The 25,294-nt window shown below is 65.7% G+C and carries 23 protein-coding genes; 9 read left to right on the top strand and 14 right to left on the bottom strand.

Annotated elements, in window-relative coordinates:
• The first annotated feature begins 260 nt into the window (after positions 1 to 260).
• Positions 261 to 959, top strand: a complete 699-nt coding sequence (locus AABA84_RS10585; RefSeq protein ID WP_212250418.1) for an ABC transporter permease — start codon at positions 261 to 263, stop codon at positions 957 to 959.
• On the opposite strand, the gene AABA84_RS10580 is transcribed toward AABA84_RS10585, so the two are convergent.
• Complete coding sequence (locus tag AABA84_RS10580) at positions 933 to 1,742, bottom strand: substrate-binding domain-containing protein (protein WP_212250420.1); 810 nt, start codon at positions 1,740 to 1,742, stop codon at positions 933 to 935. The two genes, AABA84_RS10585 and AABA84_RS10580, sit on opposite strands and share 27 nt — an antisense overlap.
• Before the next feature lie 162 nt (positions 1,743 to 1,904).
• On the opposite strand from AABA84_RS10580, the gene AABA84_RS10575 reads away from it, so the two are divergent.
• Positions 1,905 to 2,192 carry a hypothetical protein gene (locus AABA84_RS10575; RefSeq protein WP_212250422.1) on the top strand — a complete coding sequence of 96 codons (288 nt, stop codon included), beginning with the start codon at positions 1,905 to 1,907 and terminating at the stop codon, positions 2,190 to 2,192.
• 62 nt (positions 2,193 to 2,254) lie between these two features.
• On the opposite strand, the gene AABA84_RS10570 is transcribed toward AABA84_RS10575, so the two are convergent.
• Positions 2,255 to 2,590, bottom strand: a complete 336-nt coding sequence (locus tag AABA84_RS10570) for a hypothetical protein (RefSeq protein WP_212250424.1) — start codon at positions 2,588 to 2,590, stop codon at positions 2,255 to 2,257.
• A gap of 293 nt (positions 2,591 to 2,883) precedes the next feature.
• On the opposite strand from AABA84_RS10570, the gene AABA84_RS10565 reads away from it, so the two are divergent.
• Both AABA84_RS10565 and AABA84_RS10560 read left to right on the top strand, forming a co-directional pair.
• Positions 2,884 to 4,116: a hypothetical protein gene (locus AABA84_RS10565; protein WP_212250425.1), complete on the top strand. Its 1,233-nt coding sequence runs from the start codon at positions 2,884 to 2,886 to the stop codon at positions 4,114 to 4,116.
• 64 nt (positions 4,117 to 4,180) lie between these two features.
• Complete coding sequence (locus AABA84_RS10560) at positions 4,181 to 4,453, top strand: TonB-dependent receptor plug domain-containing protein (protein WP_212250427.1); 273 nt, start codon at positions 4,181 to 4,183, stop codon at positions 4,451 to 4,453.
• 7 nt (positions 4,454 to 4,460) lie between these two features.
• Here AABA84_RS10560 and AABA84_RS10555 read toward each other — a convergent pair whose 3' ends face one another.
• Complete coding sequence (locus AABA84_RS10555) at positions 4,461 to 5,777, bottom strand: alpha/beta hydrolase (RefSeq protein WP_212250429.1); 1,317 nt, start codon at positions 5,775 to 5,777, stop codon at positions 4,461 to 4,463.
• 226 nt (positions 5,778 to 6,003) lie between these two features.
• Here AABA84_RS10555 and blaBJP point away from each other — a divergent pair, with 226 nt between their 5' ends.
• Positions 6,004 to 6,888, top strand: coding sequence for a BJP family subclass B3 metallo-beta-lactamase (gene blaBJP, locus AABA84_RS10550; protein WP_212250430.1), 885 nt, complete (start codon positions 6,004 to 6,006; stop codon positions 6,886 to 6,888).
• Between the two features lie 295 nt (positions 6,889 to 7,183).
• Positions 7,184 to 9,187, top strand: coding sequence for a putative bifunctional diguanylate cyclase/phosphodiesterase (locus tag AABA84_RS10545; RefSeq protein ID WP_212250431.1), 2,004 nt, complete (start codon positions 7,184 to 7,186; stop codon positions 9,185 to 9,187).
• 12 nt (positions 9,188 to 9,199) lie between these two features.
• Here AABA84_RS10545 and AABA84_RS10540 read toward each other — a convergent pair whose 3' ends face one another.
• The 8 genes from AABA84_RS10540 to AABA84_RS10505 are packed head-to-tail and all read right to left on the bottom strand — an operon-like array spanning position 9,200 to position 17,564.
• Positions 9,200 to 9,919 (bottom strand): ABC transporter ATP-binding protein, encoded by a 720-nt coding sequence (locus tag AABA84_RS10540; protein WP_212250432.1) that lies wholly within the window; start codon positions 9,917 to 9,919, stop codon positions 9,200 to 9,202.
• The gene (locus AABA84_RS10535; RefSeq protein ID WP_338312023.1) at positions 9,912 to 10,667 is read right to left on the bottom strand and encodes an ABC transporter ATP-binding protein; all 756 of its coding nucleotides are present in this window, start codon (positions 10,665 to 10,667) and stop codon (positions 9,912 to 9,914) included. Before AABA84_RS10535 ends, AABA84_RS10540 begins: the two co-directional genes overlap by 8 nt.
• Entirely contained in the window at positions 10,664 to 11,662 is a 999-nt protein-coding gene (locus tag AABA84_RS10530; RefSeq protein WP_338312022.1) for a branched-chain amino acid ABC transporter permease, read from the bottom strand. Before AABA84_RS10530 ends, AABA84_RS10535 begins: the two co-directional genes overlap by 4 nt.
• Entirely contained in the window at positions 11,659 to 12,534 is an 876-nt protein-coding gene (locus AABA84_RS10525; RefSeq protein ID WP_212250436.1) for a branched-chain amino acid ABC transporter permease, read from the bottom strand. The genes AABA84_RS10530 and AABA84_RS10525 overlap by 4 nt, the downstream gene beginning before the upstream one ends.
• Before the next feature lie 11 nt (positions 12,535 to 12,545).
• Positions 12,546 to 13,787 carry an ABC transporter substrate-binding protein gene (locus tag AABA84_RS10520; protein ID WP_212250438.1) on the bottom strand — a complete coding sequence of 414 codons (1,242 nt, stop codon included), beginning with the start codon at positions 13,785 to 13,787 and terminating at the stop codon, positions 12,546 to 12,548.
• Positions 13,788 to 13,810: 23 nt separating this feature from the next.
• On the bottom strand, positions 13,811 to 16,186 hold the full coding sequence (locus AABA84_RS10515; RefSeq protein ID WP_338312021.1) for a xanthine dehydrogenase family protein molybdopterin-binding subunit: 2,376 nt from the start codon (positions 16,184 to 16,186) through the stop codon (positions 13,811 to 13,813).
• Positions 16,183 to 16,707, bottom strand: a complete 525-nt coding sequence (locus AABA84_RS10510; RefSeq protein ID WP_338312020.1) for a (2Fe-2S)-binding protein — start codon at positions 16,705 to 16,707, stop codon at positions 16,183 to 16,185. Before AABA84_RS10510 ends, AABA84_RS10515 begins: the two co-directional genes overlap by 4 nt.
• Positions 16,704 to 17,564: an FAD binding domain-containing protein gene (locus tag AABA84_RS10505; RefSeq protein ID WP_338312019.1), complete on the bottom strand. Its 861-nt coding sequence runs from the start codon at positions 17,562 to 17,564 to the stop codon at positions 16,704 to 16,706. The genes AABA84_RS10510 and AABA84_RS10505 overlap by 4 nt, the downstream gene beginning before the upstream one ends.
• Positions 17,565 to 17,819: 255 nt before the next feature.
• Here AABA84_RS10505 and AABA84_RS10500 point away from each other — a divergent pair, with 255 nt between their 5' ends.
• Positions 17,820 to 18,440, top strand: a complete 621-nt coding sequence (locus AABA84_RS10500) for a TetR/AcrR family transcriptional regulator (protein ID WP_338312018.1) — start codon at positions 17,820 to 17,822, stop codon at positions 18,438 to 18,440.
• A gap of 167 nt (positions 18,441 to 18,607) precedes the next feature.
• Here AABA84_RS10500 and hutU read toward each other — a convergent pair whose 3' ends face one another.
• The 3 genes from hutU to hutI are packed head-to-tail and all read right to left on the bottom strand — an operon-like array spanning position 18,608 to position 23,058.
• Complete coding sequence (hutU, locus tag AABA84_RS10495) at positions 18,608 to 20,278, bottom strand: urocanate hydratase (RefSeq protein WP_212250444.1); 1,671 nt, start codon at positions 20,276 to 20,278, stop codon at positions 18,608 to 18,610.
• Positions 20,279 to 20,287: 9 nt separating this feature from the next.
• Entirely contained in the window at positions 20,288 to 21,847 is a 1,560-nt protein-coding gene (gene hutH, locus AABA84_RS10490; RefSeq protein WP_338312017.1) for a histidine ammonia-lyase, read from the bottom strand.
• Positions 21,844 to 23,058, bottom strand: coding sequence for an imidazolonepropionase (gene hutI / locus AABA84_RS10485; RefSeq protein WP_338312016.1), 1,215 nt, complete (start codon positions 23,056 to 23,058; stop codon positions 21,844 to 21,846). Before hutI ends, hutH begins: the two co-directional genes overlap by 4 nt.
• An 88-nt stretch (positions 23,059 to 23,146) precedes the next feature.
• Here hutI and AABA84_RS10480 point away from each other — a divergent pair, with 88 nt between their 5' ends.
• Complete coding sequence (locus AABA84_RS10480; protein ID WP_338312193.1) at positions 23,147 to 24,505, top strand: formimidoylglutamate deiminase; 1,359 nt, start codon at positions 23,147 to 23,149, stop codon at positions 24,503 to 24,505.
• The gene (gene hutC, locus AABA84_RS10475) at positions 24,502 to 25,230 is read left to right on the top strand and encodes a histidine utilization repressor (RefSeq protein WP_338312015.1); all 729 of its coding nucleotides are present in this window, start codon (positions 24,502 to 24,504) and stop codon (positions 25,228 to 25,230) included. The genes AABA84_RS10480 and hutC overlap by 4 nt, the downstream gene beginning before the upstream one ends.
• Positions 25,231 to 25,294 lie beyond the last annotated feature (64 nt).

Raw genomic sequence — 25,294 nt, 5'->3', positions numbered from 1 at the left:
CGAAAGCGGACGTGCTATCCCGTCCGCGACATTGAATTCCAGCTGAATTCGGTTTCCAAACTGCTCCGCGCGAGTATTCTGTGAATGGCCTGCTGCAAGGAGAACTCCTTGTAGCCGGCGGAGCCACAAGTGCCTGCGGAGCGCGATCGCGCCACTGCATTGCACTGCGACACTCGCAGGGAATCATCCGTGAAACGCCTCCCCAGTCCCGACACCGACGCCCCCGCGGCATTCCGGCCGGCGCCGACGTCCAGGCTCGGATGAACGACTTCGCACGATCCGTTGGCGCAGCGCTCTCGCTGATCGGCGAAGCCGACGCCGAACTGCTGGGCATCGTCGCATTGTCGGTGCGCGTCAGCCTGACCGCGAGCATCCTTGCCCTGCTGATCGGCGCGCCGATCGGGGCCTTGCTCGCGATCACGCGTTTCCGCGGGCGGCAGGTGATCATCGTGCTGACCAATGCGCTGCTCGGCCTTCCGCCGGTCGTGGTCGGGCTCGCGCTCTATCTTCTGCTCTCGCGCTCCGGCCCGCTCGGGGTGGCCGGACTGTTGTTCACGCCGGCCGCGATGGTGATCGCGCAGACGCTGCTCGCCACCCCGATCGTGGTGGCGCTGGTGCACCGGCCTGCGAGCCTGCTGTGGGCGGAATATGGCGATCTGGCGCGGATCGACGGGCTGTCGGTCTTCCGCTGCATGGCGCTGCTGTTCGCGCTCGGCCGGACCTCGCTGCTGACGGCCTTTCTCGCCGCCTTCGGGCGCGCCATCGCCGAGGTCGGCGCCATCATCATCGTCGGCGGCAACATCCGCGGCTTCACGCGCACGATGACGACCGCGATCGCGCTGGAGACCAGCAAGGGCGATCTGCCGCTGGCGCTCGGACTCGGACTGATCCTGCTCGCGCTCAGCGTCGCGGTGTCGACCGTCGCCTTCCTGCTAGTGGGACGCGTTGGGGAAAAATAGCTGCTCGCCGCCCACCTTATAGCCGGCGATCGCCTCCTGCCCCTTCGACGAAACCAGCCAGTCGATGAAAGCCTGCCCGTCCTTCGCCTTCACGTTCGCATGCTTTGCCGGATCGACCAGCATGACGCCGTACTGGTTGAACAGCCGCTTGTCACCCTCGGTCAGGATGGTGAGCTCGCCGCGATTCTTGAAGGACAGCCAGGTGCCGCGGTCCGACAGAACATAAGCGTTCGACGACGACGCCATGTTCAGCGCCGGGCCCATGCCCTGGCCGATCTCACGATACCAGCTGTCCTTGCCGGCACTGATGTCGACGCCCGCCTCCTTCCACAGCCGGAGCTCGGCCGCGTGCGTGCCGGACTTGTCGCCGCGCGAGATGAACGGCGCCTTCGCCGCCGCGATCTTGCGCAGCGCATCGGTGACGTCCTTGCCGCCGGCGATCTTCGCGGGATCGCTTTTGGGACCGACGATGACGAAGTCGTTGTACATGACGTCGAAGCGCTTCACGCCCTGCCCTTCGGACATGAACTTGTCTTCGGCAGCCCGATCATGGACGAACACCACGTCGGCATCGCCGCGCCGCCCGATATCCAGCGCCTGGCCGGTGCCGACGGCAACGACCTTCACGCTGATGCCCTCGGCCTTCTCGAACAGCGGCAGCAGATGGCCGAACAGGCCCGACTGTTCCGTCGAGGTGGTCGAGGCCACGGTGATGGTGCGCTCCTGGGCGAAGGCGATGGTGGACCAGAGCAGAGCCGCTCCGATGGCGACAGTCCTTTTCATGCTTCGTCCTCGAACCGACATTGATGCTTCTGCATAGCCGCTGGCGGCGAACACGGGAACCCCGACATTCGGCCGCAGAGAGTTGAAGCACTGCCGTCAAATTGGCAGGAACGCCAATGGCGCAGGCGGATTGTCCGGAGATGTAATGTCAAGGAGAATCCCATGAAAAAGATCATTCTGGCATCCGCGTGCATCATGGCACTGGCGACCGGTGGCGCCTTCGCGCAGACACAACCGGCTCCCGGCGCCTCCGGTCAGGGCGACGTCGGCCCCTCCTCGCGCGGCCCCGCGACCAAGGGAATGACGACGGGGCGTTCGTCGAACATGCAGAACGAGGCCAGCGACAGCAAGGGCGCGCAGCAACCATCGGCCGGCGGCAGCAACACGAATAACATGGGCAGCCAGGCCGGAGGCAGCGCGGGCGGCGGCAGCGCCGGCGCCGGCAAGTAGCCGAAAGATCGAAAAATCCCGGAGGGGATCATCGTCCCCTCCCGCAGGCCGACCGGCGTCGATCAACGGCCGGGGCAATATCTCATCACGCTGCGGATTCCCTGCGGCTCCGGCTCCTTCATCCACCCGATTTCCCTGGCCAGCCAAAGTTTGTCGTCGCCGATGACATAGGCGAACGTCATGGTGTCGAAGCCCCTGGGATTGCGGACCGTGACCTCACCGCAGGCCACCTCGACCGAACGGCCCTGCGGGTCGGATGCGGGGCTGGTCCAGGAAATGTGGATTTCCGCATTCGGCGGGATCAAATGAGCGGCGATTTTTGGCGAGAGATCATCCGCCAACGCAGGTGCGCAGATCAATGCGGCGAGGACCGCAGCCGGATATGTCTTGCGGATCACGTCTTCTCTCCTTCGCTTTCGAAGGAAGCGTACCCGGATCGGTGCCGCAGCTCTGTGGGAGCGGTCACATTGGCAGCCGGTGCAAGGCCGCCTCATGACAATCGTAATCTCTCGATGATGCCTGAGACGTCATGCAGCCGACCGCGCGGATGCGTGGATGTTCTGCAATTGGTCCCGTCTACATTGACAGGGGTGTGACGGCCGGGGCAGTTTTTCACATAGCTGGCGAATCAGCGATTGCCTCACGCCGAGTACCTCTTGGACAACTCCCAGTGCTTTCGAGACTGATATCGTTGCTGCGCCGCATCCCCGCGGTGAAATGGGCGTTCACCCGGCTTCGGCCCTTGCCGCATGGCGGCAGCATCGACGGTGCGGCGGTCGTCGCGGAACAGCCTGTCATCGTTGCCGACAGCGCTGAAGCTCTTCCGGCTCTCCACACCGGCATCAGCACCGAGCCGTTGCGCAGCGACGCTGCGGTCGCCGAGGACTCCACTGCCCGCGCCGTCATCGCGGAAGCAGCAGCCGATGGCGGCGGCAGCGACGGTTCACTGCAGCAGGCGCCGACAGATGTCGAGCCGGTCGTCGTGGCAGAGGTCTTGGCCTCGGACGAAGTCACCAGCGAAACGGTCGACGCTCCCAAACCCGTCGATGTTCCTGGACCCGTCATCGACGATGATCCGCCTGTGGAGGTCTCGACGAAGCTCGAGCCCGTCGCCACCCAAGCGGTCGCGGCCAGCGACGTCGAAGACGAGCCGGCCAAAGCCGCTGAGCCCGTCATCAGCAGCGATCCATCTCCCGAGCTCGCAGCCAGCGTTGACCCCGACGTCGTGGAGGAGACCTCGTCCAATCTCGAGGTCGCTTCGGTCGAGGTCGCGTCGGTTGACGCTCCCGCTCTCGTCGTTGCCGACGATCCCTCCACTGTTGCCGCCGTGGATGTCGAGCCTGTTGTAGACGACACCCAGGTCACGCTTGCCGATCGCGACGTCTCGGCCGAGCCTGTCGCTGCAGACAAGATCGACAGCGATCCCACCCCCGGCACCGCGGTGGCCATCGAGCCGGTCGCTGCAAGCAATCCAGCCCCCGTCGCCGCGGAGAACTCTTCCGCCGACGCCATCGTGGTCACCTATGATGAGCCGGCTCCGGCTCCTGCAGCTCCAGCTGAAGAGATTCGCAGCGCGCCGAAACTTCGTGCGAAAGCCACCGAACCTGCCGACCGCACCGCGCTGATCCGGCAGCGCTGGACGGAAAGCGGAATCAGGATGTGGAATCCCCGGCTTCACGGCACCGGCGAAGCCACGCTGAACATCCAGGGAAGCGTCGGGCTGCTGCCGCCAGCGCCCGGCGAGACGATGCCGCGCTATGACAAGCTGGAGTTCAAGATGCTCGGCGGACAGATCGTCTGCGAGGGCGTGATCGTCGAGGCCCCCGCGCAGGCAACCCATCGGAGCTTCACCCGGCTCGCCGAGCCAGGGAAGCCCGATCGGGTTCGCGAACCGGTGCGGGAACGCCAGGCCGCTTTGGCCTGATCCTTTCCGCTGCAAGCGCCGTCACGCCGTGCTAGGCTGAGGTTTCCCGAACATGGGAGATCGCATGTCTGCAAAGCTATTGCGACTGATCGTGATCGCCGCCCTCTGCGTCCCGCAAGGCGCCTTTGCGGCGTCCAGCAAACGGCCTCACCACAAGCCCGCCACCGATCCAGCCGCGCCCTACAAGGCCGACCGGCTCTCCTCCTCGCGCGGCCAAACGATCCTCAACACACCCGGCCAGACCACCGTGCTGACGCGAGAAGTCCTCGACGATATGAACGCGAGCAGCCTCCGCGATGCCATGCGCTCGACCGCCGGCGTCACGATCGGGCGCTAGGTTCTGCTCAGGGGATCGGATAGCCCTTCCAGATCCACTCGAGCGCCGACGGCAGCGTCTGTGCGATCGTCGGCCGATCGACGTGCTTGGCGTTGCGCACGAACAGGAACTGATAGTGATAGCCCTTCTCCGCCAGGACCTTGGCCATTAGCGCGTTCGACAGGGTCCAGTCGTGCATGCCGTCGGGAATGGTGGGGTTCGGATAGAACAGGTCCTGGTCGCCGCCGAAGAACCAGAAGCGGATCGGCTTCGTCGGCGCACTCACGATCAGCGGCACCCCGGGCGGTTCCGCCGGCGTGAGCACGCCGGCCTTGGAGATGAGGCTGGGGCCGGCCGGCCCCGTCCATCCACTGTGATATTCCCAGGCACCGCCGCGCAGCGACGGATCATGCGGCCATTGCTGGTTGACCATCGTCGGCGAGAAGGCCAGCACGCGATGATAGAGATCGGGATAGAACCAAGCCATGGTGAAGGCCGCCGCCCCACTCGAGCTCAGCCCCATGGTCGCGCGCCCGTCGGGATTCCTGGTGAGCTTGACGTCGGCGTTGGTCTCGACCAGCGGCAACACTTCACGCTCGACGAACTGCGCGTAGGCGCCTGACACCGCGTCATATTCGCGGCCGCGCTGGCTGCCCTGCGCGTCCTGGCCGCCATTGCCGATCTGGATCGCTACCATCGGCGGCACGCGGCGCTGTGCGATCAAATTGTCGAGGGTCGTTGCGAGGTCCTTGTAGGCGTTGGAGCCGCCGTCGCCGACCACGATGAACGGCGCCTCGCTGCCGCGCACATATTGCGCCGGCACGTAGACGTCGATCGTGCGCGACCAGATGCCGGGATGGCTGGTGGTGACGATCATGTGCGACTTGTCGTCCGGCGCGGTGACGGTCGTCATGATCGAGGAGTTGGTGCATCCGGCGACGTCGTCGCGGATCAGGCCGGGATTGTAGATCGTGCTCTGCTTCGAGGTCAGCGTGAAGGACTTGGTCGTACCGCGCGGCACGCCGTCCTTCGCGATCGTCTCCGGCGCGGGATTGTGGGTCGGGCCGATGATGAAATTGCCTTCCGCCCCCGGCGGCGGCAGCGTGCCGTCGGGCAGCTCGGTCGCGCGCGGATAGTTGGCGCTCGATGGATCGCGCGTCGGCGGCGCCGTCTTGAAATCGAGGCCTGTCGTGTCGATGAAGAACGGCGCCGTCTTGTCTGTGGTGTTTGCACCAGGCGGCACGGCCATGTTCTGGGTGACGCAGGCCGGCTGCGCGAGGGCAATTGAAGTGAAGGAGACCAGAGAAATCAGCGTCCCCGCAAGGACGGACAATGAATTGGTCATTTTCAGCTCCCGGTACCGACGAGTCTTGCTGGCTCGTCTTGATGCAAAGTATGGCGGGCCGGCCGCACGTGGTCAAACGCCGGCCGGCGGCGTTGCCGCGATACCCGCTATGCATGAGGCATGAGGCCGTTGCTGCCGCACCTCTCCGGACATAGCTTGCACGCCGGCAAAGCCGTGCGGAAATCGCGTCCAGCCAAAATGACAAGAACACTTCGGGAGGCAGACTATGAGAAGACTTACCGCCGCATTGTGTGCGTTGGCGTTCCTCGCAACCGGCGCGCAGGCGCAGACCATCAAGGATTTCCTGGCAGCGGTCATGCAGAAATGGACGGCTCCGTTCGAGCCGTTCCAGCTCATCGGCAACGTCTACTATGTCGGGACCGAGGGCATCGCCGTCTACGTGATCAGGACATCGCAGGGCCTGATCCTGATGGATACGGCGATGCCCCAGTCGACCGGCATGATCAAGGACAATATCGCCAGGCTCGGCTTCAAGGTCGCTGACATCAAGATCGTCCTCAACTCGCACGCGCACCTCGATCACACCGGCGGTTTCGCCGAGATCAAGAAGGAGACCGGTGCGCAGCTCGTGGCCGGCGAGCGCGACAAGCCGCTGCTCGAAGGCGGCTATTATCCCGGTGACGAGAAGAACGAGGACCTCGCTTTCGCGCCGGTGAAGGTCGACCGTGTCGTGAAGGAAGGCGACAAGGTTACGCTCGGCGACACCACGCTGACGGCGCATGCGACGCCTGGCCACTCGCCGGGCTGCACGAGCTGGGAGATGACCGTCAAGGACGGCGAGCAGAACCGCGAGGTGCTGTTCTTCTGCAGCGGCACCGTGGCGCTGAACCGGCTGGTGGGACAGCCGACTTATCCCGGCATCGTCGACGACTACCGTGCGACCTACGCCAAGGTGAAAGCGATGAAGGTCGACGTGCTGCTCGGGCCGCATCCGGAGGTCTATGGCATGCAGGCCAAGCGTGCGCAGATGAAGGACGGCGCGCCGAATCCGTTCGTCAAACCGAATGAGCTTGCGACCTATGCGACCAGCCTGTCGGAAGATTTCGACAAGCAGCTCGCCAAGCAGACGGCGGCGCTGGAGAAGAAGTAGCAGGCCGTCGCATGCTGCCCTTGACCTCTCCCCACCGGGGAGAGGTGCGGCAAGACGTTGCGCCGACGCGCATGGTTAGCAGAGCGTAACGGCGGCTTTTGCAGGACTTCGGCGCCGATACGCCTGCTGCCGCGGCCACCTATCGTTAACAGGGTCCCACCATTGCACGCGACCGGAATTGCAGCGGTAGCGTGCAACCTGCGCTGGTCTTTAGCGCAAGGCCCGATCTAACGCGCCCTTTACCCACGCTATGCAAGATCGCCGGCGTTTTCAGGGATCCAGGGCTCGTATTGCAATGCCTGTCGCCAGATTTAAGTCTCATCTCGCCACTGTCGTGGACCTGTTTCGCGTGCCGGCGGACAATCCCGAACTGACGCGCGCGCAGTTCGATGCCTTCTCCAAGCAGATCCCGCTGCTCTATTTCATCCTGATCACCAACACGATCGCGGTCGCATATACCTATGTGCCGCTGGCGCCGGCCTCACTCAGCATGATCGTGCCGGGCGCGTTGATCGCGGTGGCGGGCTATCGGACCTTCTGGTGGCTGCGGCAGCGCCATGTCGTACGCAGCGACGCCGACATCCTGCGCAATCTGCGTCTCACCAACTGGATCGCGGCACCGATCGCGGCGGGCTTCACCGTCTGGTCGTTCGCCCTCTATCCCTACGGCGATCCCTTTGCCAAGAGCCAGGTTGCCTTCTACATGGCGGTGACCGTGATCGGCTGCATCTTCTCGCTGATGCACCTGCGTTCGGCCGCACTGATCGTGACTCTCGTCGTCGACGTGCCCTACGTCGTGTTCTACTTCGCCACGGGCGAGCCGACGCTGGAGGCGATGGCCGTCAACAATTTGCTGGTCACCGGCGCGATGGTGACGGTGCTGACCATCTACTACCGGGACTTCGCCGATCTCGTCGCCAGCCGCAAGTCGCTGCTGGCCCAGCAGGCGGCGACCCAGGCGCTCTCGGACGAGAACTTCCGCCTCGCCAATCTTGATTCCCTCACCGAGCTGCCGAACCGCCGCCGCTTCTTCGCCGAGCTGTCGAGCGCCTTTGCCGACGCCGAGCGCAGAAACGTTCGCGTCGCGGTCGGGATCATCGACCTCGACGGCTTCAAGCCGATCAACGACAATTACGGCCACAGCGTCGGCGACCGCGTCCTGATCGAGGCGGGCCGCCGTATCCGCGAGATCTGCGAGGGTTTCGGCCCGCAACGCGTGGAATTCGCCCGGCTCGGCGGCGACGAGTTTGGCCTCGTCGTGTGTGGTGATCCCGACGATGCCGATCTGACACGGCTCGGCGAACGCATCGGCGGGCAGGTCAAGCTGCCATACCAGCTCGACACCGCCCACACCGGCCTGTCCTGCTCGATCGGTTTTGCGCTGTTTCCGGACTCCGCGACGACGTCGGAAGCTCTCTATGAATGCGCCGACTATTCGCTTTATCATGCCAAGCGCCACCTGCGCGGGCGCACCGTGATCTTCTCGGGCGAGCTCGAGGCCGAGATCCGGAGCCGCGGCGTGATCGAGAATTTGTTGCGCACCTCCGATTTTGGCGCCGAGATGGAGCTGGTGTTCCAGCCGATCGTCGATGCCATGAGCGAGCACACTGCGGGCTTCGAGACGCTGGCGCGCTGGCACAGCCCCCGGCTCGGCTGGGTTTCCCCCGCCGACTTCATTCCCGCGGCCGAGCGCATCGGCCTGATCCGGCCACTGACGCAGACGCTGCTGGCGCGCGCGCTCGCGACCGCCAAGACCTGGCCCGACGACATCCGCCTGTCGTTCAACCTGTCCGCCCACGACGTCTGCGCCGCCGAAGGCATACTGCCGCTGATCTCCATCATCGAGAAAAGCGGCCTGTCGCCGCGTCGGATCGACTTCGAGATCACCGAGACCGCCGTCACCTTCGATTTCGTGCGCGCGCAGCAGTCCATCTCGACGCTGAAGGCGATGGGCTGCGGCATCTCGCTGGACGATTTCGGCACCGGCTATTCCTCGTTGAGCCACGTGCACCGGCTGCCGCTCGACAAGATCAAGGTCGACCGCAGCTTCGTCGCCGACATCAACGAGAATCCGGTCAGTCACAAGATCATCAAATCGCTGACGGGCCTCTGCGACGACATGGAGATCGCCTGCGTCGTCGAGGGCGTCGAGACCCGCGCCCAGCTCGACACCCTGCGCCGGCTCGGCTGCGACTTCATCCAGGGCTATTACTTCGCAAGACCCATGTCAGCCGATGCGATCGGCGACTATCTCGCGAACGAACGCCAGCGCCTCGACGGCGCCAAGGTCGTCGCGTAGCGCGTCTAAACGTCAGACCGCGCAGTAACGCTCCTGGATGTCCTTGTCCGCGAGCAGCGCCGCAGCGCTGCTCTCGTGCACGACCTCGCCCTGATCGATGATCACGGCGCGATCGGCCAGCCGCAGCGCCCATTCGACGTTCTGCTCGACCAGCAGCAGCGTCTTGCCCTCGTCGCGCAGGCGGCGGAACAGCACGCCCATCTCCTCGACGAGGACGGGCATGATGCCCTCCGAAGGTTCGTCCAGCAGGATCATCTTGGGCTTGGCGATCAGCGCGCGCGCGATCGCCAGCATCTGCTGCTCGCCGCCGGAGAGCGTCACGCCTTCCTGGTCGAGGCGCTCCTTCAGGCGCGGAAAGGTCGCGGCGATCTCGTCGATCGCGGCCCGCTCCTCGATGTCGCTGCCGGCCGCGACCAGACCGAGCCGGAGGTTCTCGCGCACCGACAGTCCGGGAACGATGCGCCGCTCCTCGGGTACGTAAGCGAGGCCAAGGTGGAAGCGCTGATGGGCGCGCAACGGCAGGAGCTCCCTGCCCGCAAAGCGCACGCGGCCGGTCGCCTTCGGCATCAGGCCCATCATGGTTCGCAAGGTCGTGGTCTTGCCGGCGCCGTTGCGGCCGACGAGGGCAACCACCTCGCCCTCCTTCACGTGCAGCGAGATGCCGTGCAGGATGTGGCTCGCGCCATACCAGGCGTGGAGATCTTCGATTTCGAGCAGCGCGGTCTCAGCCATAACCTTCACTCTGTCCGAGATAGACCCGGCGGACTTCCGGATTGCTCCTGATCTCATCGGGCGCGCCGTCCGCGAGCAGGCGGCCGTGATGCAGCACCACCACGCGCTTGGACAGGCCCAGCACCATCTTCATCTTGTGCTCCACCAGCAGCACGGTGCGCTTGTCGGCGAGCCGTTCCAGCAGCGCGACCATGTCCTTGGTCTCTTCCGGCCCCATGCCGGCGGTCGGCTCGTCGAGCAGCAGCAACTCGGGTTCGGAGACCAGCGCGATCGCGATCTCCAGCGCACGCTGCTGGCCATGCGAGAGGAACTTTGCAAATTCGCTTCGCTTGCCGAGAAGCCCCACCGCGTCGAGTGCCGCATCGGCACGCGCATGCAATTCGGTCAGCCGCGCGCGATTGCGCCAGATGTCGTAGCTCACGGTCAGCGCCTGGGCGGCGACGCGGACGTTCTCATGCACGGACAGATCCGGAAAGATGTTGGTGATCTGGTAGGAGCGCGAAATGCCCTGGTGCACGAAGCGGTGCTGCGGCAGGCCGTTCAGCTCGCGCCCCCTGAATTGCAGCTTGCCGGAGGTCGGCGTCAGCGCACCGGAGAGGATGTTGAAGAACGTGCTCTTGCCGGCACCGTTCGGTCCGATGATCGAGGTGAGCTGCCCCGCCGCAAAGGACAAGGTAATATCCTCGAGCGCGACGAAGCCGCCGAAGCGCTTGCCGATTCCCTCGGCGCGAAGCAGTTCGCCGCTCATCGCCGCGCCTTTCCGATGCGAAGGGCATCCAGCAGCGTTCCCCAGATGCCCTTGGGCAGGAACAGCACGAACAGCACGAAGATCGCGCCGACGAAGATCTGCCAATGCGGCGTCCACAGCGAGATCACGTCCTCCAGGATCAGGAAGCTCGCCGCGCCGACGAAGGGTCCGAAAAAGCTGCGGGCGCCGCCGAGCAGCACCATCATCACGATCATGCCGGAGGTCTGGTAGTGCAGGATATCGAGCGGCACGATCGACAGGTGCAGCGCCAGCATGCAGCCGCCCAGCGAGGAGATCGCGCCCGACAGCATGAACACGACCAGCTTGCTGCGCTCGACGTCGTAGCCGCAGGCCCGCGCGCGTTGCTCGTTTTCGCGGATCGCCTCGATGACGGCCCCGAACGGCGAGTTCAGGATGCGCGACTGGAACCACATCGCCAGCGCCGCGAACGCCATCAGCACGTAGTATTTGTTGACCGGGTCGAGAAAGTTGACCTGAAGGCCGAACAGGCTGATGCGGTCGACGGTGAAGCCGCGCAGGCCGTTCTCGCCGCCGGTGAAGGAGGAGGCCTGGAGCGCGACGTAATAGACCAGCTGCGCCAGCGCGAGCGTCACCATGGAGAAATAGATGCCGCGGGTGCGCGTCGAGATGATTCCGATCACGGCCGCAAGGCAGGTGCTGAGACACACGGCGAGCGCGACCGCGGCAAACCACGGCACGCCGTAGCGGCCGATCGCAATGCCGGTGAAGTAAGCACCCGCCCCGAAGAACGCGGCCTGACCGAACGACAACAGCCCGGTGTAGCCGAACAGCAGATTATAGCCCATCACCACGACGCCGTAGATCAGGACGTTGACGGCCAGCGCCTTGGACGGCAGCAGCCAGGGCAATATCGCCAGCACGGCGATCGAGAGCAGCACGCGGTGGTCGAGAAGCCGGCCGAGCCCGCTCGGCGCAGGCTTGGCGAGCGCCTCGCCGCTCGAAGGGTGCGTCACGCCGTCCTCCCTCTCACGCCGAACAGGCCTTGCGGGCGGATCAGCAGCACCACCGCCATCAACGCGAACATGACGATGGTCGCCATTTCAGGCGCGAACAGCGCCACCAGGCTGATGGAAATGCCGACCATGAGGCCGGCCACGACCGCGCCGACGATCGAGCCGAGACCGCCGATCACGGTCACGACAAACGCTTCGGCCAGAACCAGCGAGCCCATCTCCGGATTAACGCTGCGTATGGGACCCGCGAGCACGCCGCCCAGCGCGGCAAGTCCGACGCCGAGACCGAAGATCGCGAGCCAGACCCGGCCGATGTCGACGCCGAGCACCTGCATGATGGTGGGATCGCGCGCACCCGCGCGCACGATCAGGCCGACACGGGTCTTCTCCAGCGTCAGCCAGAGCGCCAGCAGCACCACCGCCACCAGCACGATGACGAACAGGCGGTAGCGCGGGAAGAAGCCGATGCCGAGATCGAGCACGCCGATCAGCTGCGGCGGGGTCGGAAACGGAATGCCGTCGCTGCCGAACACGATGCGCACGCCCTCGACCAGCACATAGCTGAGGCCGAAGGTGAGCAGCAGCGGATCGTCGATCGAGCGTCCATAGAGCCTGCGGATCAGGACGAATTCGATCAGCATGCCGAAGGCGCCGATCAGGATGGGCGCCAGCAGCAGCCCCCACCAGAAGCTTCCGGTGAGAGAGGCCAGATACAGCCCCGCATAGGCCCCGATCATGAACAGCGCGCCGTGGGCGAAATTGACCACCCCGAGCATGCCGAACACGATCGTCAGTCCAAGCGCAGTGATCACCAGGACCGCCCCAAGGGCGATCCCGGAGAGAAGCTGCATGATGATCAGCGACAGGTCCATCGTCACAAATCTTAGGTCGCGTGGCCGAGCTCGCTGCAGCTGCGCAGCATGTCGTCGGAGCCGATGTCGTTGGCGAGGATGGCGAACAGATCGTTGTCGCCCGCCATGGCGGACTTCTTCTTGGACTCCAGCACCAGCACCGACTGCACCGACTGGTGGTCGCATTTGCGGTAGTGCTGCGGCCCCTTGGTCAGATCATATTGCAGCTTCTCCAGCGCATCGACCACCTTGTCGGTGTCGGTGCCGCCCGCGGTCTGCATCGCGGCCAGCAAGGATCCGACGCCGGAATAGCCATAGGCGCCGTAATCGGTCGGGATCGCGCCGCCATTGGCGGCCTTGAAAGCCGCATTGAAGGCAGCTGCCGACTTGCTCTGCGCCTCCAGGCCCCAATAGTAATTGGCGCCGCCGACCACGCCCTCGAACACGTCGGGGCCGACCGCGAGCCGCTGGTTGTGCAGGATGACGGGGACCACGATCTTCATCTGCTGCTTGACGCCGAAATCCACGGCTTGCTTGATCGCATTGGCCTGGTCGCGGCCGAAATTGGAGATGCAGAGCACGTCGGGCCGCATCGACATCAGGCGCGGCATGAAGGTGGAATAGTCGGCCGCACCGAACGGATGCAGGATCTCGCCGACATTGTCCGCACCGATCGCGGCCTGCGCGCGCTTGAAGCCGCGCAGCATCTCGTGGCCGTAGGCATAGTCGGCAGCGAGATGGGCGACCTTCATGCCCTTCTTCAGCGTCTGCCGCGCCACGGCGGCTGTCGTCATGTGCGGGTTCAGCGCTTCGTGGAAGGTGTATTTGCTGAAATCCTTGGCTTCGTTGATGGTGTCCGACTGGCTGATCGAGACGTAGATCACGCCGCGGGCGCGGGTAACCTCGTTGACCGCGAGCTGCACGGCGCTGGAGAGCGCGCCGACCACGGCATGAACCTTGTCCTTCTCGATCAGCTCGAGCGTACGCGTCGCGGCCTCACCGGCGTTGAGCTTGTCGTCGCGCACCAGCAGCTCGACCTTGCGGCCGCCGATGCCGCCCTTGTCGTTGACGAGCTTCACCGCGAGCTCGGCGCATTTGACCTGATCGCGCGCTTCGGCGGCGAACGGGCCGGTCAGCGGTGTCGGAAAGCCGATGCGGATCGTCTCGTCGGCCGCGCGGCCGATCCGGGGCATGGCAAGCAGCGCCGCGCCGGCCGAAAGGCCGGCGAGCGCGGTGCGGCGGGATATTTTCGACGTCGAAACGGACTTGGGCATGATTTCCTCCAACTGTCTTTTTTCTAGAAACGCTTCAGGGCTTTCAGGACTTTGGTCGGCGTGATCGGGATCGAACTGATCGTCGCATCAAAGGGCGAGAGCGCGTCGTTCACCGCATTGAGCACGCAAGCCGAGGCCGCCGCCGTGCCGGCCTCGCCGACGCCCTTGGCGCCGAGCACGGTGTCGGCGGTCGGCGTCTCGACATGGCCGATGACGATGTCGGGCATCTCCATCGGCATCGGAACGAGGTAATCGGCGAGCGAGCCGTTCATCAGCTGGCCGGTGTCGCTGTAGCGGCATTCCTCGAACAGCGCCGCGCCCAGCCCCTGCACGATGCCGCCGCGGAGCTGCTCGTCGACCAGCATCGGATTGATGACGCGGCCGCAATCCTCGACGATAAAGTGCTTCAGGAGCTTGATGAAACCGGTCTCGACATCGACCTCCAGCGAGCAGCCCTGGATGCCATTGGTGAAGGCAAAGGGATAGCCCTGCGGCGCGAAATGATGGCTCACCGTGAGCTGCGCCTGCGTGCCCGGCGGCAGCGTGTCGGAGCGGAAATAGGCAATGCGTGCGATCTCGGAGATCGGCATCCGTTGGTTCCGCGTGCCTGCGTCGACGATTTCGCCATCGACGATGTCGAGCGCCGACGGCTGTTCCTGGAGGATCAGCGCGGCGATCTCCAGGATGTTGCGCTTGAGCGCGCGCGTCGCCTGCAGCGCGGTCTCGCCGCCGATGCCGGCGCCACGGCAGGCCCAGGTCGCCCCGCCATGCGGCGTCACCTCGGTATCCCCGGTGATGACCTTGACGTGCTCCTGGGCAAGGCCGAGCTGGTCGGCCACGATCTGGCTGATGATCGCCTCGGTGCCCTGCCCCTGCTCGGTCACGGAGATCAGGCAGCGGACCTCGCCCGACGGCGTCAGGCTGAGAATGGCGCCGTCCTGCGAGGAGATGCGCGCGCCGCCAACGCCATAGAACGCCGGGCTGGGGTTCGTGATCTCGACGAAGGCGGCGATGCCGATGCCGCGATAGACGCCGCGCTTGCGCAAATCCGCCTGCTCGGCCCGCAGCGCGTCATAGTCCATCATCTCGTGCAGGCGCTTCAGGCAGGCCTGATGCGACAGCGCCTCGAAACGGTAGCCGGTCGGCGAGGTCTGCGGATAGGCATTATCGGGGATGACGTTCTGCGCACGGATGGCGAAGGGATCGAGGCCGATCTTGCTTGCTGCCATATCGACCAGCCGCTCCGTGACGGCGCAGGCGATGGGATGGCCGACGGCGCGGTACTGGCTGGTCTGCACCTTGTTCTGGAAGATCACCTCCAGCGTGGCGCGGTAATTCTTGAAGCGATAGGGCGCGCCGATCAGGCGAATGACCTGGTTGCCCTCGACCACGCTGGTGCGCGGATAGGTCGAGAACGCGCCGATCGCGGTCAGATCCAGCACGTCCATCGCCAGGATCTCGCCCTTAGCGTCGAGCGCCATGCGGGCGCGGACGCGGTGGTCGCGCGCGTGGATGTCGGAGACGAAGGACTCCATGCGATCGGCAACATACTTCACGGGACGGCCGAGCAGCATCGAGAGACCGACCACCGCCATGTCCTCGTGATAGACATGCAGCTTCATCCCGAAGGAGCCGCCGATGTCGGTCGCGATGACGCGGACGCGGGCTTCCGGGATGCCGTAGTGGCGGGAGTAGAGGTCCTGGAACTGGTACGGCGTCTGCGTGCCGTGATGCACGGTGAGCATGCCCGCGGTCGGATCGTAATCGGCGACGATGGCACGCGGCTCCAGCGTCACTGCGGTATGGCGGCCGAAGGAGAACTCCTCCTCGACCACATGGGCCGCATGCGCGAAGGCGTCGTCGACGCTGCCGTTGTCGAGCTGGCTGCGGAAGCAGGAGTTGTTGGCGCTGCCGGGATTGACCAGCGGACCGCCGGCCTCGCGTGCGCTGTCAATGTCGACGACGACGGGAAGGTCCTCGTAGTCGATCTCGATCAGCTCCAGCGCATCTTCGGCGATCGCGCGGCTCTCGGCCACGACCGCAACCACCGCCTGCCCGGCCCAGACCACGCGATCCAGCGGCAGCGGCAATTGCGGTGCTGAGGTCATGCCCTTGAAATGATCGAGCGTGCCCGTCCAGGGCGTGCAGATCCTGGCGAGATCGGCGCCCGTCGCGACGAGATGCACGCCTTCGAGCGCGCGGGCCTGTTCGGTATCGATCGAGATGATCTTCGCGTGCGCATGCGGGCTGCGCAGGAACGCGGCATACAGCATCCGCGGCAACTTGAGATCGCTGACATAGCGCCCCCGCCCTGCCAGCAGCCGTTTTGCATTTGGCCGCGGCACGGAACGGCCGATATAGGAGTTGGGCCGATCGAGCGAGGTCAGCGGCGCGCTCATGCTGCGCCTCCGCCTGCGCTGCGCGCTTTGGCCACGGCGTCGATGGCATCGACGATCGCCTCATAGCCGGTGCAGCGGCAGTAATTGCCCGACAGCGCGTCGCGGATCTCCTCGCGGCTCGGCTGCGCCGTCTGCGAGAGCAACTCGTGAGCGTTGATCAGCATGCCCGAGGTGCAGAAGCCGCATTGCAGCGCATTGCGACGGTGGAATTCGGCCTGGAGGTCGGCGAGCAGGCCGCTCTCGGTGAGCCCCTCGATCGTGTCGATCTTGCCGCCGTCGGCCTGCACCGCAAACATCAGGCAGGAATGCACGGCGCGGCCATCGAGCTGCACCAGGCAGGCACCGCAGGAGCCCATCTCGCAGCCGGCATGCGTGCCCGTCAGCTCGAGCCTGTCGCGCAGGCAATCGACCAGCGTGTCGCGCGGCGCGACCTCGCAGGCGACCTTGCGACCGTTGACGACGAGGCCAATGCGCACGGTCTCGTCGGCCTCGTTCAGGAGGGTCTCGTCAAAGCCGCTCATGCGTCCTCACCGAGACGTCCGAGCAGGCGGCCAAGCAATACGCGGGCGAGATGCAGCCGCATCGCGGGCGGCACCTCGTCGCTCTCGGGCGGAGCGAGATCGCCCTCGAGCGCGCCTTGCGCGGCGGCGATGCGTTGCGCATTTAGATCCGAGCCGATCAGGCTTGCCTCAGCGCCCTTGACCCGCATTGGCGTATTCCCCACGGAGAAAAAGGAGATGCGGATGTCGTCAATGCGCTCGCCGGTGCAGGTCGCCATGATCCCGCACCCGACCAGCGCATAGTCCCCGCGCCGCCGCGCCAATTCGTCGAACGCAAAGCGCTGATCGGCCTTGAACAGCGGAACGTAAATTGCCGTGATCAGCTCACCGGGCCGCAACGCCGTCTCGAACAGGTCGATGAAGAAGTCGTCGGCCTTGACGCGCCGGCGGCCTGACGGCCCGGCGATCTCGATCTCGGCATCCAGCGCCAATGTCATTGCCGGAAATTCGGACGCGGGGTCGGCGAGCGCGACGCTGCCCCCAAACGTGCCGCGGTTGCGGATCGCGGGATGCGCAACGAACGGCGCCGCCGCATGCAGCAGCGGCGCGAATTCGGCGATCAGCGGCTCGCTCAGCATTTCGCAGTGGCGCGTCAGCGCACCGATGCGCAAGCCATCGCCGTCGCGCCTGACGCCGCGCAGCTCGTCGATGTGGGTGATGTCGATCAAAAGCCGCGGCGCCTGCAGCCGCAGCGACAGCGCCGGCACCAGGCTCTGGCCGCCGGCGATGAAACGCGCATCGTCCCCGGCGCGGGCGTGAGCATCCAGCGCTTGGTCGATCGTCGCCGCACGAAAATAGCTGAAAGCCCTCGCCTTCACTGCCGTTTCCTCAGAGATCCATCGGCTCATCAGCCGGGACGTCAGATTTGTAACCATCTGGTCTCAAAATCCTGACACGGCGCTAAAGGCCGGTCAACAGGAAATGACCATTTGGTCACAAATGCGCCTTGGGCTATGAAGGCAGCGATACGTTGATTCAGCGACGAGATGGCCCGAAAAGCGCAGAGAACTTTGAGGCGACCGGCCCGCAAGCGGACCGAGACAGGCAGCAAGTCCGCGCCAAAGCGTCGCAACATGCGCGCGGCTGACCGCGAGCGCGCGATCGTGGAGGAAGCCATCCGCTTCTTCGCCGAGCGCGGCTTCGAGGGGCAGACCCGCGAGCTCGCCAAGCGCATGGGCATCACGCATTCGGCGATCTACCGCCACTTCCCGAGCAAGGAAGCGCTGATCGAGCGGGTCTACCAGGAGGTCTATCTCAGCCGCTGGTCGCCCGATTGGGGTCCGATGATCCGCGACCGTTCGTTGTCACTCGAAGCGCGGCTCACGCGCTTCTATCTCGACTATGTCGAACGGGTGTTCGAATACAATTGGGTGCGGATCTTCGTGTTCTCCGGCATGAAGTCGTTCGGCATCACCAGCCGCTATCTCGACATCGTCCGCCGCGAGATCATCGAACCGGCGACAGCCGAACTCCGCCACGAGCTCAAACTGCCCGACGCAAAAGCTCACTCATTGAGTGAGCGCGAGACCGAGTTGTTCTGGGGCCTGCACGGGCGCATCTTCTATCTCGCCATCCGCAAGTTCATCTACGAGACGCCGATCCCGCCGGATCTCGACGCCATCGTCCGCGACGCCGTCCAGACCTTCATGGACGGCGCGAAGACGACGATGCCGAAGCTGCTGGTGAGCGGCTGAATCGGCGAGGCTGCCCTGAAGAAGGTGCGCTCCCTCTCCCGCCTGCGGGGGAGGGCTGGGGTGGGGGTGCCTCCGCAGAGAGACTCCCTGATTGGAGAGAGCCCCCACTCGGCGCTTCGCGCCGACCTCCCCCGCAAGCGAGAGAGGTTGATCGAGCCCGCGGCTAGCTACTTCGCAAGGCTCGGCAGATCGAGCCCCTTGTCACGGGCGCAGTCGATCGCGGTCTCGTAACCCGCGTCGGCATGGCGCATGACGCCGGTGGCCGGATCGTTCCAGAGCACGCGCTCGATGCGCTTGGCCGCTTCCGGCGTGCCGTCGGCGACGATCACCATGCCGGCATGCTGGGAATAGCCTATACCGACGCCGCCGCCATGATGCAGCGACACCCAGGTCGCGCCACTGGCGCAATTGAGCAGTGCGTTCAGCAGAGGCCAGTCGGACACCGCATCCGAGCCGTCCTTCATCGCCTCGGTCTCGCGGTTCGGGCTTGCCACCGAGCCGCTGTCGAGATGATCGCGGCCGATCACGATCGGCGCCTTGAGCTCGCCGCGTGCCACCATCTCGTTGAAAGCAAGGCCGAGGCGATGGCGATCACCGAGGCCAACCCAGCAGATCCGCGCCGGCAGACCCTGGAATTTGATGCGTTCCCTGGCCATGTCGAGCCAATTGTGCAGATGCTTGTCGTCGGGCATCAGCTCCTTGACCTTGGCATCGGTCCTGAAGATGTCCTCGGGATCGCCCGAGAGCGCCGCCCAGCGGAACGGCCCGACGCCGCGGCAGAACAAGGGACGGATATAGGCGGGCACGAAGCCGGGGAAATCGAAGGCGTTCTTCAGGCCCATGTCCTGCGCCATCTGGCGGATGTTGTTGCCGTAGTCGAGCGTCGGAATGCCCTGCGCATGGAAATCCAGCATCGCCTGGACATGCTCGACCATCGACGTCTTCGACGCACGCTCGACGCCCTTCGGATCGGACGCGCGCTTGGCTTCCCACTCGGCGAGCGTCCAGCCCTTCGGCAAATAGCCGTTGATCGGATCATGCGCGCTGGTCTGGTCGGTGACGATGTCGGGCTTGACGCCACGGCGCACCAGCTCCGGAAAAATCTCCGCGGCATTGCCGAGCAGGCCGACCGAGACTGCCTTCTTCGTCTTGGCGGTCTCTTCCATGATCGCCAGCGCTTCGTCGAGCGTTGCGGCCTGGCGATCGAGATAGCCGGTTCGCAGCCGCATCTCGATGCGGCTCGGCTGGCATTCCACCGCGAGCATCGAAGCGCCGGCCATGGTCGCGGCCAGCGGCTGCGCACCGCCCATGCCACCGAGGCCAGCGGTGAGAATCCATTTGCCCGCAAGGCTGCCGCCATAGTGACGACGCCCGACCTCGACAAAGGTCTCGTAGGTGCCCTGCACGATGCCCTGGCTGCCGATATAGATCCAGGAGCCCGCCGTCATCTGGCCGTACATCATCAGGCCCTGGCGATCGAGCTCGTTGAAATGATCGAGCGTCGCCCAGTGCGGCACGATGTTGGAGTTCGCGATCAGCACGCGCGGGGCGTCGGCATGGGTGCGGAAGACGCCGACCGGCTTGCCGGACTGGACCAGCAGCGTCTGGTCGGCTTCGAGCTTGCGCAAGGCCGCAACGATCCGGTCAAAGCTCTCCCAGTCGCGCGCGGCGCGGCCGATGCCGCCATAGACCACGAGCTCGCTCGGGCGCTCCGCGACGTCAGGGTCGAGGTTGTTCATGAGCATGCGCAGCGGCGCTTCCGTCAGCCAGCTCTTGGCGCTGATCTCGCTGCCGCGGGGGGCGCGAATGGTGCGGTCATTGTCCAGTCGGCGGTTCATGCGGACCTCTTAATCAAGCCTCGGGAACGGATCGGATGGAAGCGCAGCAATGGCCGTGGCCGGCAACGCATCTGCCTCGACCAGCGTAGCTGCCTTGGCGAGGTCGCCGGCCATGTAGCGATCCGCATCGAGCGCGGGCACCTGCTCGCGCAGGGCGGCGATGACGGCAGCCAGCGGCGCGCTCGTCGCATGCGGCGCGCGCAGCGTGATGCCTTGGGCTGCGACCAGCAGCTCGATGCCGAGGATGGCGGCGAGATTGTCGGCCATGTCGGACAGCCGCCGCGCGGCGTGTGCGGCCATCGAGACGTGATCTTCCTGGTTGGCGCTGGTCGGCGTCGAATCGATCGAGCAGGCCGCCGCGCGCTGCTTGTTCTCGGCATAGAGCGCTGCGGCCGTCACCTCGGCGATCATGAAGCCGGAATTGATGCCGGGATCGGGCGTCAGAAACGGCGGCAGGCCGAAATTCAGCGCGGGGTCGACCAGCGTTGCAATGCGCCGCTCGCTGATCGCGCCGATTTCCGACAGCGCCAGCGCGAGTGCGTCGGCGGCAAAGGCCACAGGCTCGGCGTGAAAATTGCCGCCGGAAACGATCTCGCCGGTTTCGACCAGCACCAGCGGATTGTCGGTGACGGCGTTGGCTTCGACAATCAATGTGCGCGCGGCTTGCGTGATCAGGTCAAGCGCGGCGCCTGCGACCTGCGGCTGGCAGCGCAGGCAATAGGGATCCTGCACGCGTTCGTCGCCTTCGAGATGCGACAGACGAATGTCGCTGCCATCCAGCAGCGCCATCAACGTTGCGGCCGCGGCGATCTGCCCGGCATGGCCGCGCAGCGCCTGGATTTCGGGACGGAACGGCGCCGTCGAGGCCATCGCCGCATCGACCGACAGCGCACCGGTCACGAGCGCCGCGCGGGCCAGGCGAAACCCGCGCAGCACGCCGGCAATGGCGTAAGCGGTCGAGAATTGCGTGCCGTTGATCAGCGCAAGCCCCTCCTTGGGGCCGAGCGTCAGCGGCGCGAGGCCGGCCGCGGCGAGCGCTTCACCGCCGGACACGATTTTCCCGTCGACGATGGCCTGCCCTTCGCCGATCATCACCGCCGTCATATGCGCGAGCGGCGCAAGATCGCCGGAGGCGCCGACCGAGCCCTGCTGCGGCACCAGGGGAGCGACACCCCGTGCCAGCATGGCCTGCAACTGCTCGATCACCGCGCGGCGCACGCCGGAAGCGCCGCGCCCGAGCGAGACGATCTTCAGCGCCATCATCAGGCGAACGATCGGCTCGGGCGTGACTGGGCCGACGCCGCAGCAATGCGAGACGATGAGATTGCGTTGGAGCAGCGCGGTCTGGTCCGCCGGAATGCGCTTCGAGGCCAGCTTCCCGAACCCGGTGTTGATGCCGTAGACGGGCGCATCCGCTTGCGCAGCCTTCGCGACGATTTCGGCTGCCGCCTCGACGCGCGGCCAGAACGAGGGATCGAACACGACGGATGCGCCTTCCAGCACGCGCGCGAGATCGTCGAGACTGACCGCTCCCGGCTTGACGACGATCGCTGTGCCCTGCTCCGTCACTGCCCCCTCCACACCCGGCGATGCAGCGGATTGAAGCCGATGCGGTAGACAAGCTCGGCGGGGCGCTCGATGTCCCAGATCGCGAGGTCGCACCATTTGCCGGCCTCCAACGTGCCGGTCTCACTGAGCACGCCCAAGGCACGCGCGCCCTCGCGGGTGATTCCAGCCAGGCATTCGGCGACCGTCATCCGGAACAAGGTCGCGCCCATGTTCATCGTGAGCAGCAGCGAGGTCAGCGGCGAGCTGCCGGGATTGCAATCGGTCGCGAGCGCCATATGGACGCCATGCTTGCGGAAAGTTTCAACCGGCGGCTTCTGCGTCTCGCGAATGAAGTAGAACGCGCCGGGCAGCAGCACGGCCACCGTTCCCGCCTTTGCCATCGCGGCGGCGCCGGCTTCATCCGTGTGCTCGAGATGATCGGCCGACAGCGCCGAGAATCTTGCAGCGAGCGCGGCACCGCCGAGGTTCGACAGTTGATCGGCATGGAGCTTGACCGGCAGCCGCAGCCCCCTCGCCGTCTCGAACACCCGCGCGGTCTGCTCCGCCGAAAACGCGATGCCCTCCATGAAGGCGTCGACAGCGTCGGCGAGGCCAGCCTTTGCAACGGCCGGCAGCATCTCGTTGCAGACGAGATCGATGTAGCGATCCTTGTCACCCTCCGCCTCCAGCGGCAGGGCATGCGCACCGAGGAAGGAGGTGCGGATCGCAACCGGCCGCTGGCGACTGAGGCTGCGCGCGGCCGCGAGCTGTCGCATCTCCGTCTCGGTGTCGAGACCGTAGCCCGACTTGATCTCGACCGTGGTTGCACCCTCACCGATCAGCGCGTCGAGCCGCGGCAGCGCGCGTGCGACGAGACCTGCCTCGCTCGCCTTGCGGGTCGCGGCCACCGTCGAAACGATGCCGCCGCCGGCGCGCGCGATCTCCTCGTAGCTCGCACCCTTCAGGCGCAGCTCGAACTCGTGCGCGCGGTTGCCGCCGTAGACGAGATGGGTGTGGCAATCGACGAGGCCGGGCGTGATCCAGCGTCCCTCGCAGTCGATCCGTTCGGCAGCATCGGCATCCGCCGGAAAATCGATCTGCGCTCCGGCATAAACGATACGGCCGCCGCGCGCGGCGATCAGGCCACGTTCGATCTCGCCGAGATCGGGCCGGTCGGCCCGCATCGTGGCGAGCTTGGCATTGTGCCAGATCCGGTCGAAGCGCTCTGCCATGCCATGGTCCCCAGGTGTGGGATGCTTGACTTATATGTCTAGACATATAATCGTAAGGCGGTTCTGTCCAGCCGGCGTGTCGTCAATCATGTCCCGACTGCATTTCGCCTCCGCGCTCCTGCCTTCGGGCTGGGCCAATGACGTGCATGTGGTGATCACCGCCGGCGCGATCGCGGAGGTGACGCCGGGCGTGCAGCCTGCCGCCGGCGACGAACGCCACGCCATCGCGCTTCCGGGACTTGCGAGCCTGCACAGCCACGCCTTCCAGCGCGGCATGGCGGGCCTCGCCGAACTGCGCGGCAATTCCACCGACACGTTCTGGACCTGGCGCGAGACGATGTATCGCTTCGCCCTCGCGATGACGCCCGATGACGTCGCCGCCGTCGCGACACTTCTCTATGTCGAGATGCTCGAACAGGGATTTGCCCGCGTCGGCGAATTCCATTATCTGCATCATGATCGCGACGGCTCGCACTTTGCCGATCCCGCCGAGATGGCCGCGCGCATCGCGCAGGCCGCCGAAGCCTCCGGCATTGCCCTGACGCTGCTGCCGAGCTTCTATGCGCACGGCTCTTTCGGCGGCGCGGCGCCTCATGACGGCCAGCGCCGCTTCATCTGCTCGGTCGATCAGTTTGCGGCATTGATGGCAGCGTCGCGCAAGGCGATCAGCGCATTGCCCGACGCCAACATCGGCATCGCGCCGCACAGCCTGCGCGCGGTATCGCCGGACGAGCTCGCGGCGATCATTCCGCTTGCCGAGGGCGGCCCCGTGCATATCCATGCCGCCGAGCAAGTGAAGGAAGTCGAGGATTGCCTCGCCTGGTCCGGACGACGTCCGGTGCAATGGCTGCTGGAGCACGCGCCCCTCGACCGGCGCTGGTGCCTCATTCACGCGACGCACATGACGGATGACGAAGTCAGCGCATTCGCGAAGACCGGCGCGGTGGCGGGCCTCTGCCCTGTCACCGAAGCGAGTCTCGGCGATGGCATCTTTCCGGCCCGCGAGTTTCTTGCCGCTGGCGGTGCGTTCGGCGTGGGCACTGATTCCAACGTGCTCATCGGCGTCACCGACGAATTGCGCCAGCTCGAATATGGCCAGCGGCTCAAGCATCGCGAGCGCAACGTGCTCTCCAGCGGGACGGGCCGCTCCACCGGTCGCACTTTATTCGACCATGCACTTGCGGGTGGCGCGCAAGCGCTGGCGCAGCCGATAGTCGGCCTCGCCGCGGGCGCTCGCGCCGACATCGTCACGCTCGACACGGGGCATCCTTCGCTGGCGGGGCGCGCCGGCGACGCAGCCATCGACGGCTGGATCTTTGCCGCGAGCAGTGGCACGATCGATTGCGTCTGGGCCGGCGGTCACAAGGTCGTCGAAGGCGGCCGGCACAAATTGCGTCAGGGCGCGCGCGAACGCTTCAACGCGACGGTGCGGAGGCTCCTCGCATGAGCCTTGCGACGGATGCCGCCGACAAGCCGACGCTTTACAAGCGCATCCGCGCCGACATCGAGACGCGCATCCTGACCGGCGAATGGCCGCCGGGACATCGCATCCCGTTCGAGCACGAGCTGGTGGCGCGCTACGGCTGCTCGCGCATGACCGTCAACAAGGCGCTGTCGGAGCTCGCGCAGGCCGATCTGATCGAGCGGCGGCGGCGCGCCGGCTCCTTCGTGCGCCGGCCGCAACATCAATCGGCCGTGCTCAAGATCGCCGACATCCGCGCCGAGATCACCGCACTGGGGCGCGGCTACGGCTACGAGCTGATCCATCGCAAGCTACGCGCCGCAACGGCGACCGACCGCGACCGTCTCGGCGTGAGGAAGGCCGGCAAGGTGGTCGCGATCACCTGCCGGCACAGCGCCGACAAGGTGCCGTTCGCCATCGAGGACCGTCTGATCGACCTATCGTCCGTGCCTGACGCCGCGACCGCGGATTTCTCGCGCGAGCCGCCCGGCTCGTGGCTTCTTCACCATGTCCCGTGGACGGAGGCCGAGCACACCATCAGCGCCATCGTTGCCGACGATCGCACGGCGGATGCGCTCGCGATCGCCGTCGGCGCGCCCTGCCTCGTGATCGATCGCTACACCTGGCGTAGCGCCCGCACCATCACCGCCGTGCGCCTGCTCTATCCCGGTGACTCTCACCGCCTTGTCGCGCGATTCAAGGGAGGCTGAGAGGGTATGTCGGCACAAATCGTGCAACGCTTCGGGCAACGGTCCATAGGGACCGACAGTGATC

The organism is Bradyrhizobium sp. TM239, from assembly GCF_036247985.1.
Lineage (GTDB): Bacteria > Pseudomonadota > Alphaproteobacteria > Rhizobiales > Xanthobacteraceae > Bradyrhizobium > Bradyrhizobium ottawaense.
The sequence above is the reverse complement of the archived record's forward strand: the minus strand, read 5'-3'. Positions and strand labels throughout refer to the sequence as shown.

Bases quoted from the DNA above. Each gene is read 5' to 3' on its own strand.
- AABA84_RS10520 (WP_212250438.1), bottom strand. From the start codon at position 13,787: ATGCCCAAGTCCGTTTCGACGTCGAAAATATCCCGCCGCACCGCGCTC.
- hutU (WP_212250444.1), bottom strand. From the start codon at position 20,278: ATGAACCGCCGACTGGACAATGACCGCACCATTCGCGCCCCCCGCGGC.
- AABA84_RS10580 (WP_212250420.1), bottom strand. From the start codon at position 1,742: ATGAAAAGGACTGTCGCCATCGGAGCGGCTCTGCTCTGGTCCACCATC.
- AABA84_RS10560 (WP_212250427.1), top strand. From the start codon at position 4,181: ATGTCTGCAAAGCTATTGCGACTGATCGTGATCGCCGCCCTCTGCGTC.
- AABA84_RS10540 (WP_212250432.1), bottom strand. From the start codon at position 9,919: ATGGCTGAGACCGCGCTGCTCGAAATCGAAGATCTCCACGCCTGGTAT.
- AABA84_RS10555 (WP_212250429.1), bottom strand. From the start codon at position 5,777: ATGACCAATTCATTGTCCGTCCTTGCGGGGACGCTGATTTCTCTGGTC.
- AABA84_RS10545 (WP_212250431.1), top strand. From the start codon at position 7,184: ATGCCTGTCGCCAGATTTAAGTCTCATCTCGCCACTGTCGTGGACCTG.
- AABA84_RS10515 (WP_338312021.1), bottom strand. From the start codon at position 16,186: ATGAGCGCGCCGCTGACCTCGCTCGATCGGCCCAACTCCTATATCGGC.
- AABA84_RS10500 (WP_338312018.1), top strand. From the start codon at position 17,820: ATGCGCGCGGCTGACCGCGAGCGCGCGATCGTGGAGGAAGCCATCCGC.
- AABA84_RS10510 (WP_338312020.1), bottom strand. From the start codon at position 16,707: ATGAGCGGCTTTGACGAGACCCTCCTGAACGAGGCCGACGAGACCGTG.
- AABA84_RS10525 (WP_212250436.1), bottom strand. From the start codon at position 12,534: ATGGACCTGTCGCTGATCATCATGCAGCTTCTCTCCGGGATCGCCCTT.
- hutC (WP_338312015.1), top strand. From the start codon at position 24,502: ATGAGCCTTGCGACGGATGCCGCCGACAAGCCGACGCTTTACAAGCGC.
- blaBJP (WP_212250430.1), top strand. From the start codon at position 6,004: ATGAGAAGACTTACCGCCGCATTGTGTGCGTTGGCGTTCCTCGCAACC.
- AABA84_RS10480 (WP_338312193.1), top strand. From the start codon at position 23,147: ATGTCCCGACTGCATTTCGCCTCCGCGCTCCTGCCTTCGGGCTGGGCC.
- hutI (WP_338312016.1), bottom strand. From the start codon at position 23,058: ATGGCAGAGCGCTTCGACCGGATCTGGCACAATGCCAAGCTCGCCACG.
- AABA84_RS10585 (WP_212250418.1), top strand. From the start codon at position 261: ATGAACGACTTCGCACGATCCGTTGGCGCAGCGCTCTCGCTGATCGGC.
- AABA84_RS10575 (WP_212250422.1), top strand. From the start codon at position 1,905: ATGAAAAAGATCATTCTGGCATCCGCGTGCATCATGGCACTGGCGACC.
- AABA84_RS10535 (WP_338312023.1), bottom strand. From the start codon at position 10,667: ATGAGCGGCGAACTGCTTCGCGCCGAGGGAATCGGCAAGCGCTTCGGC.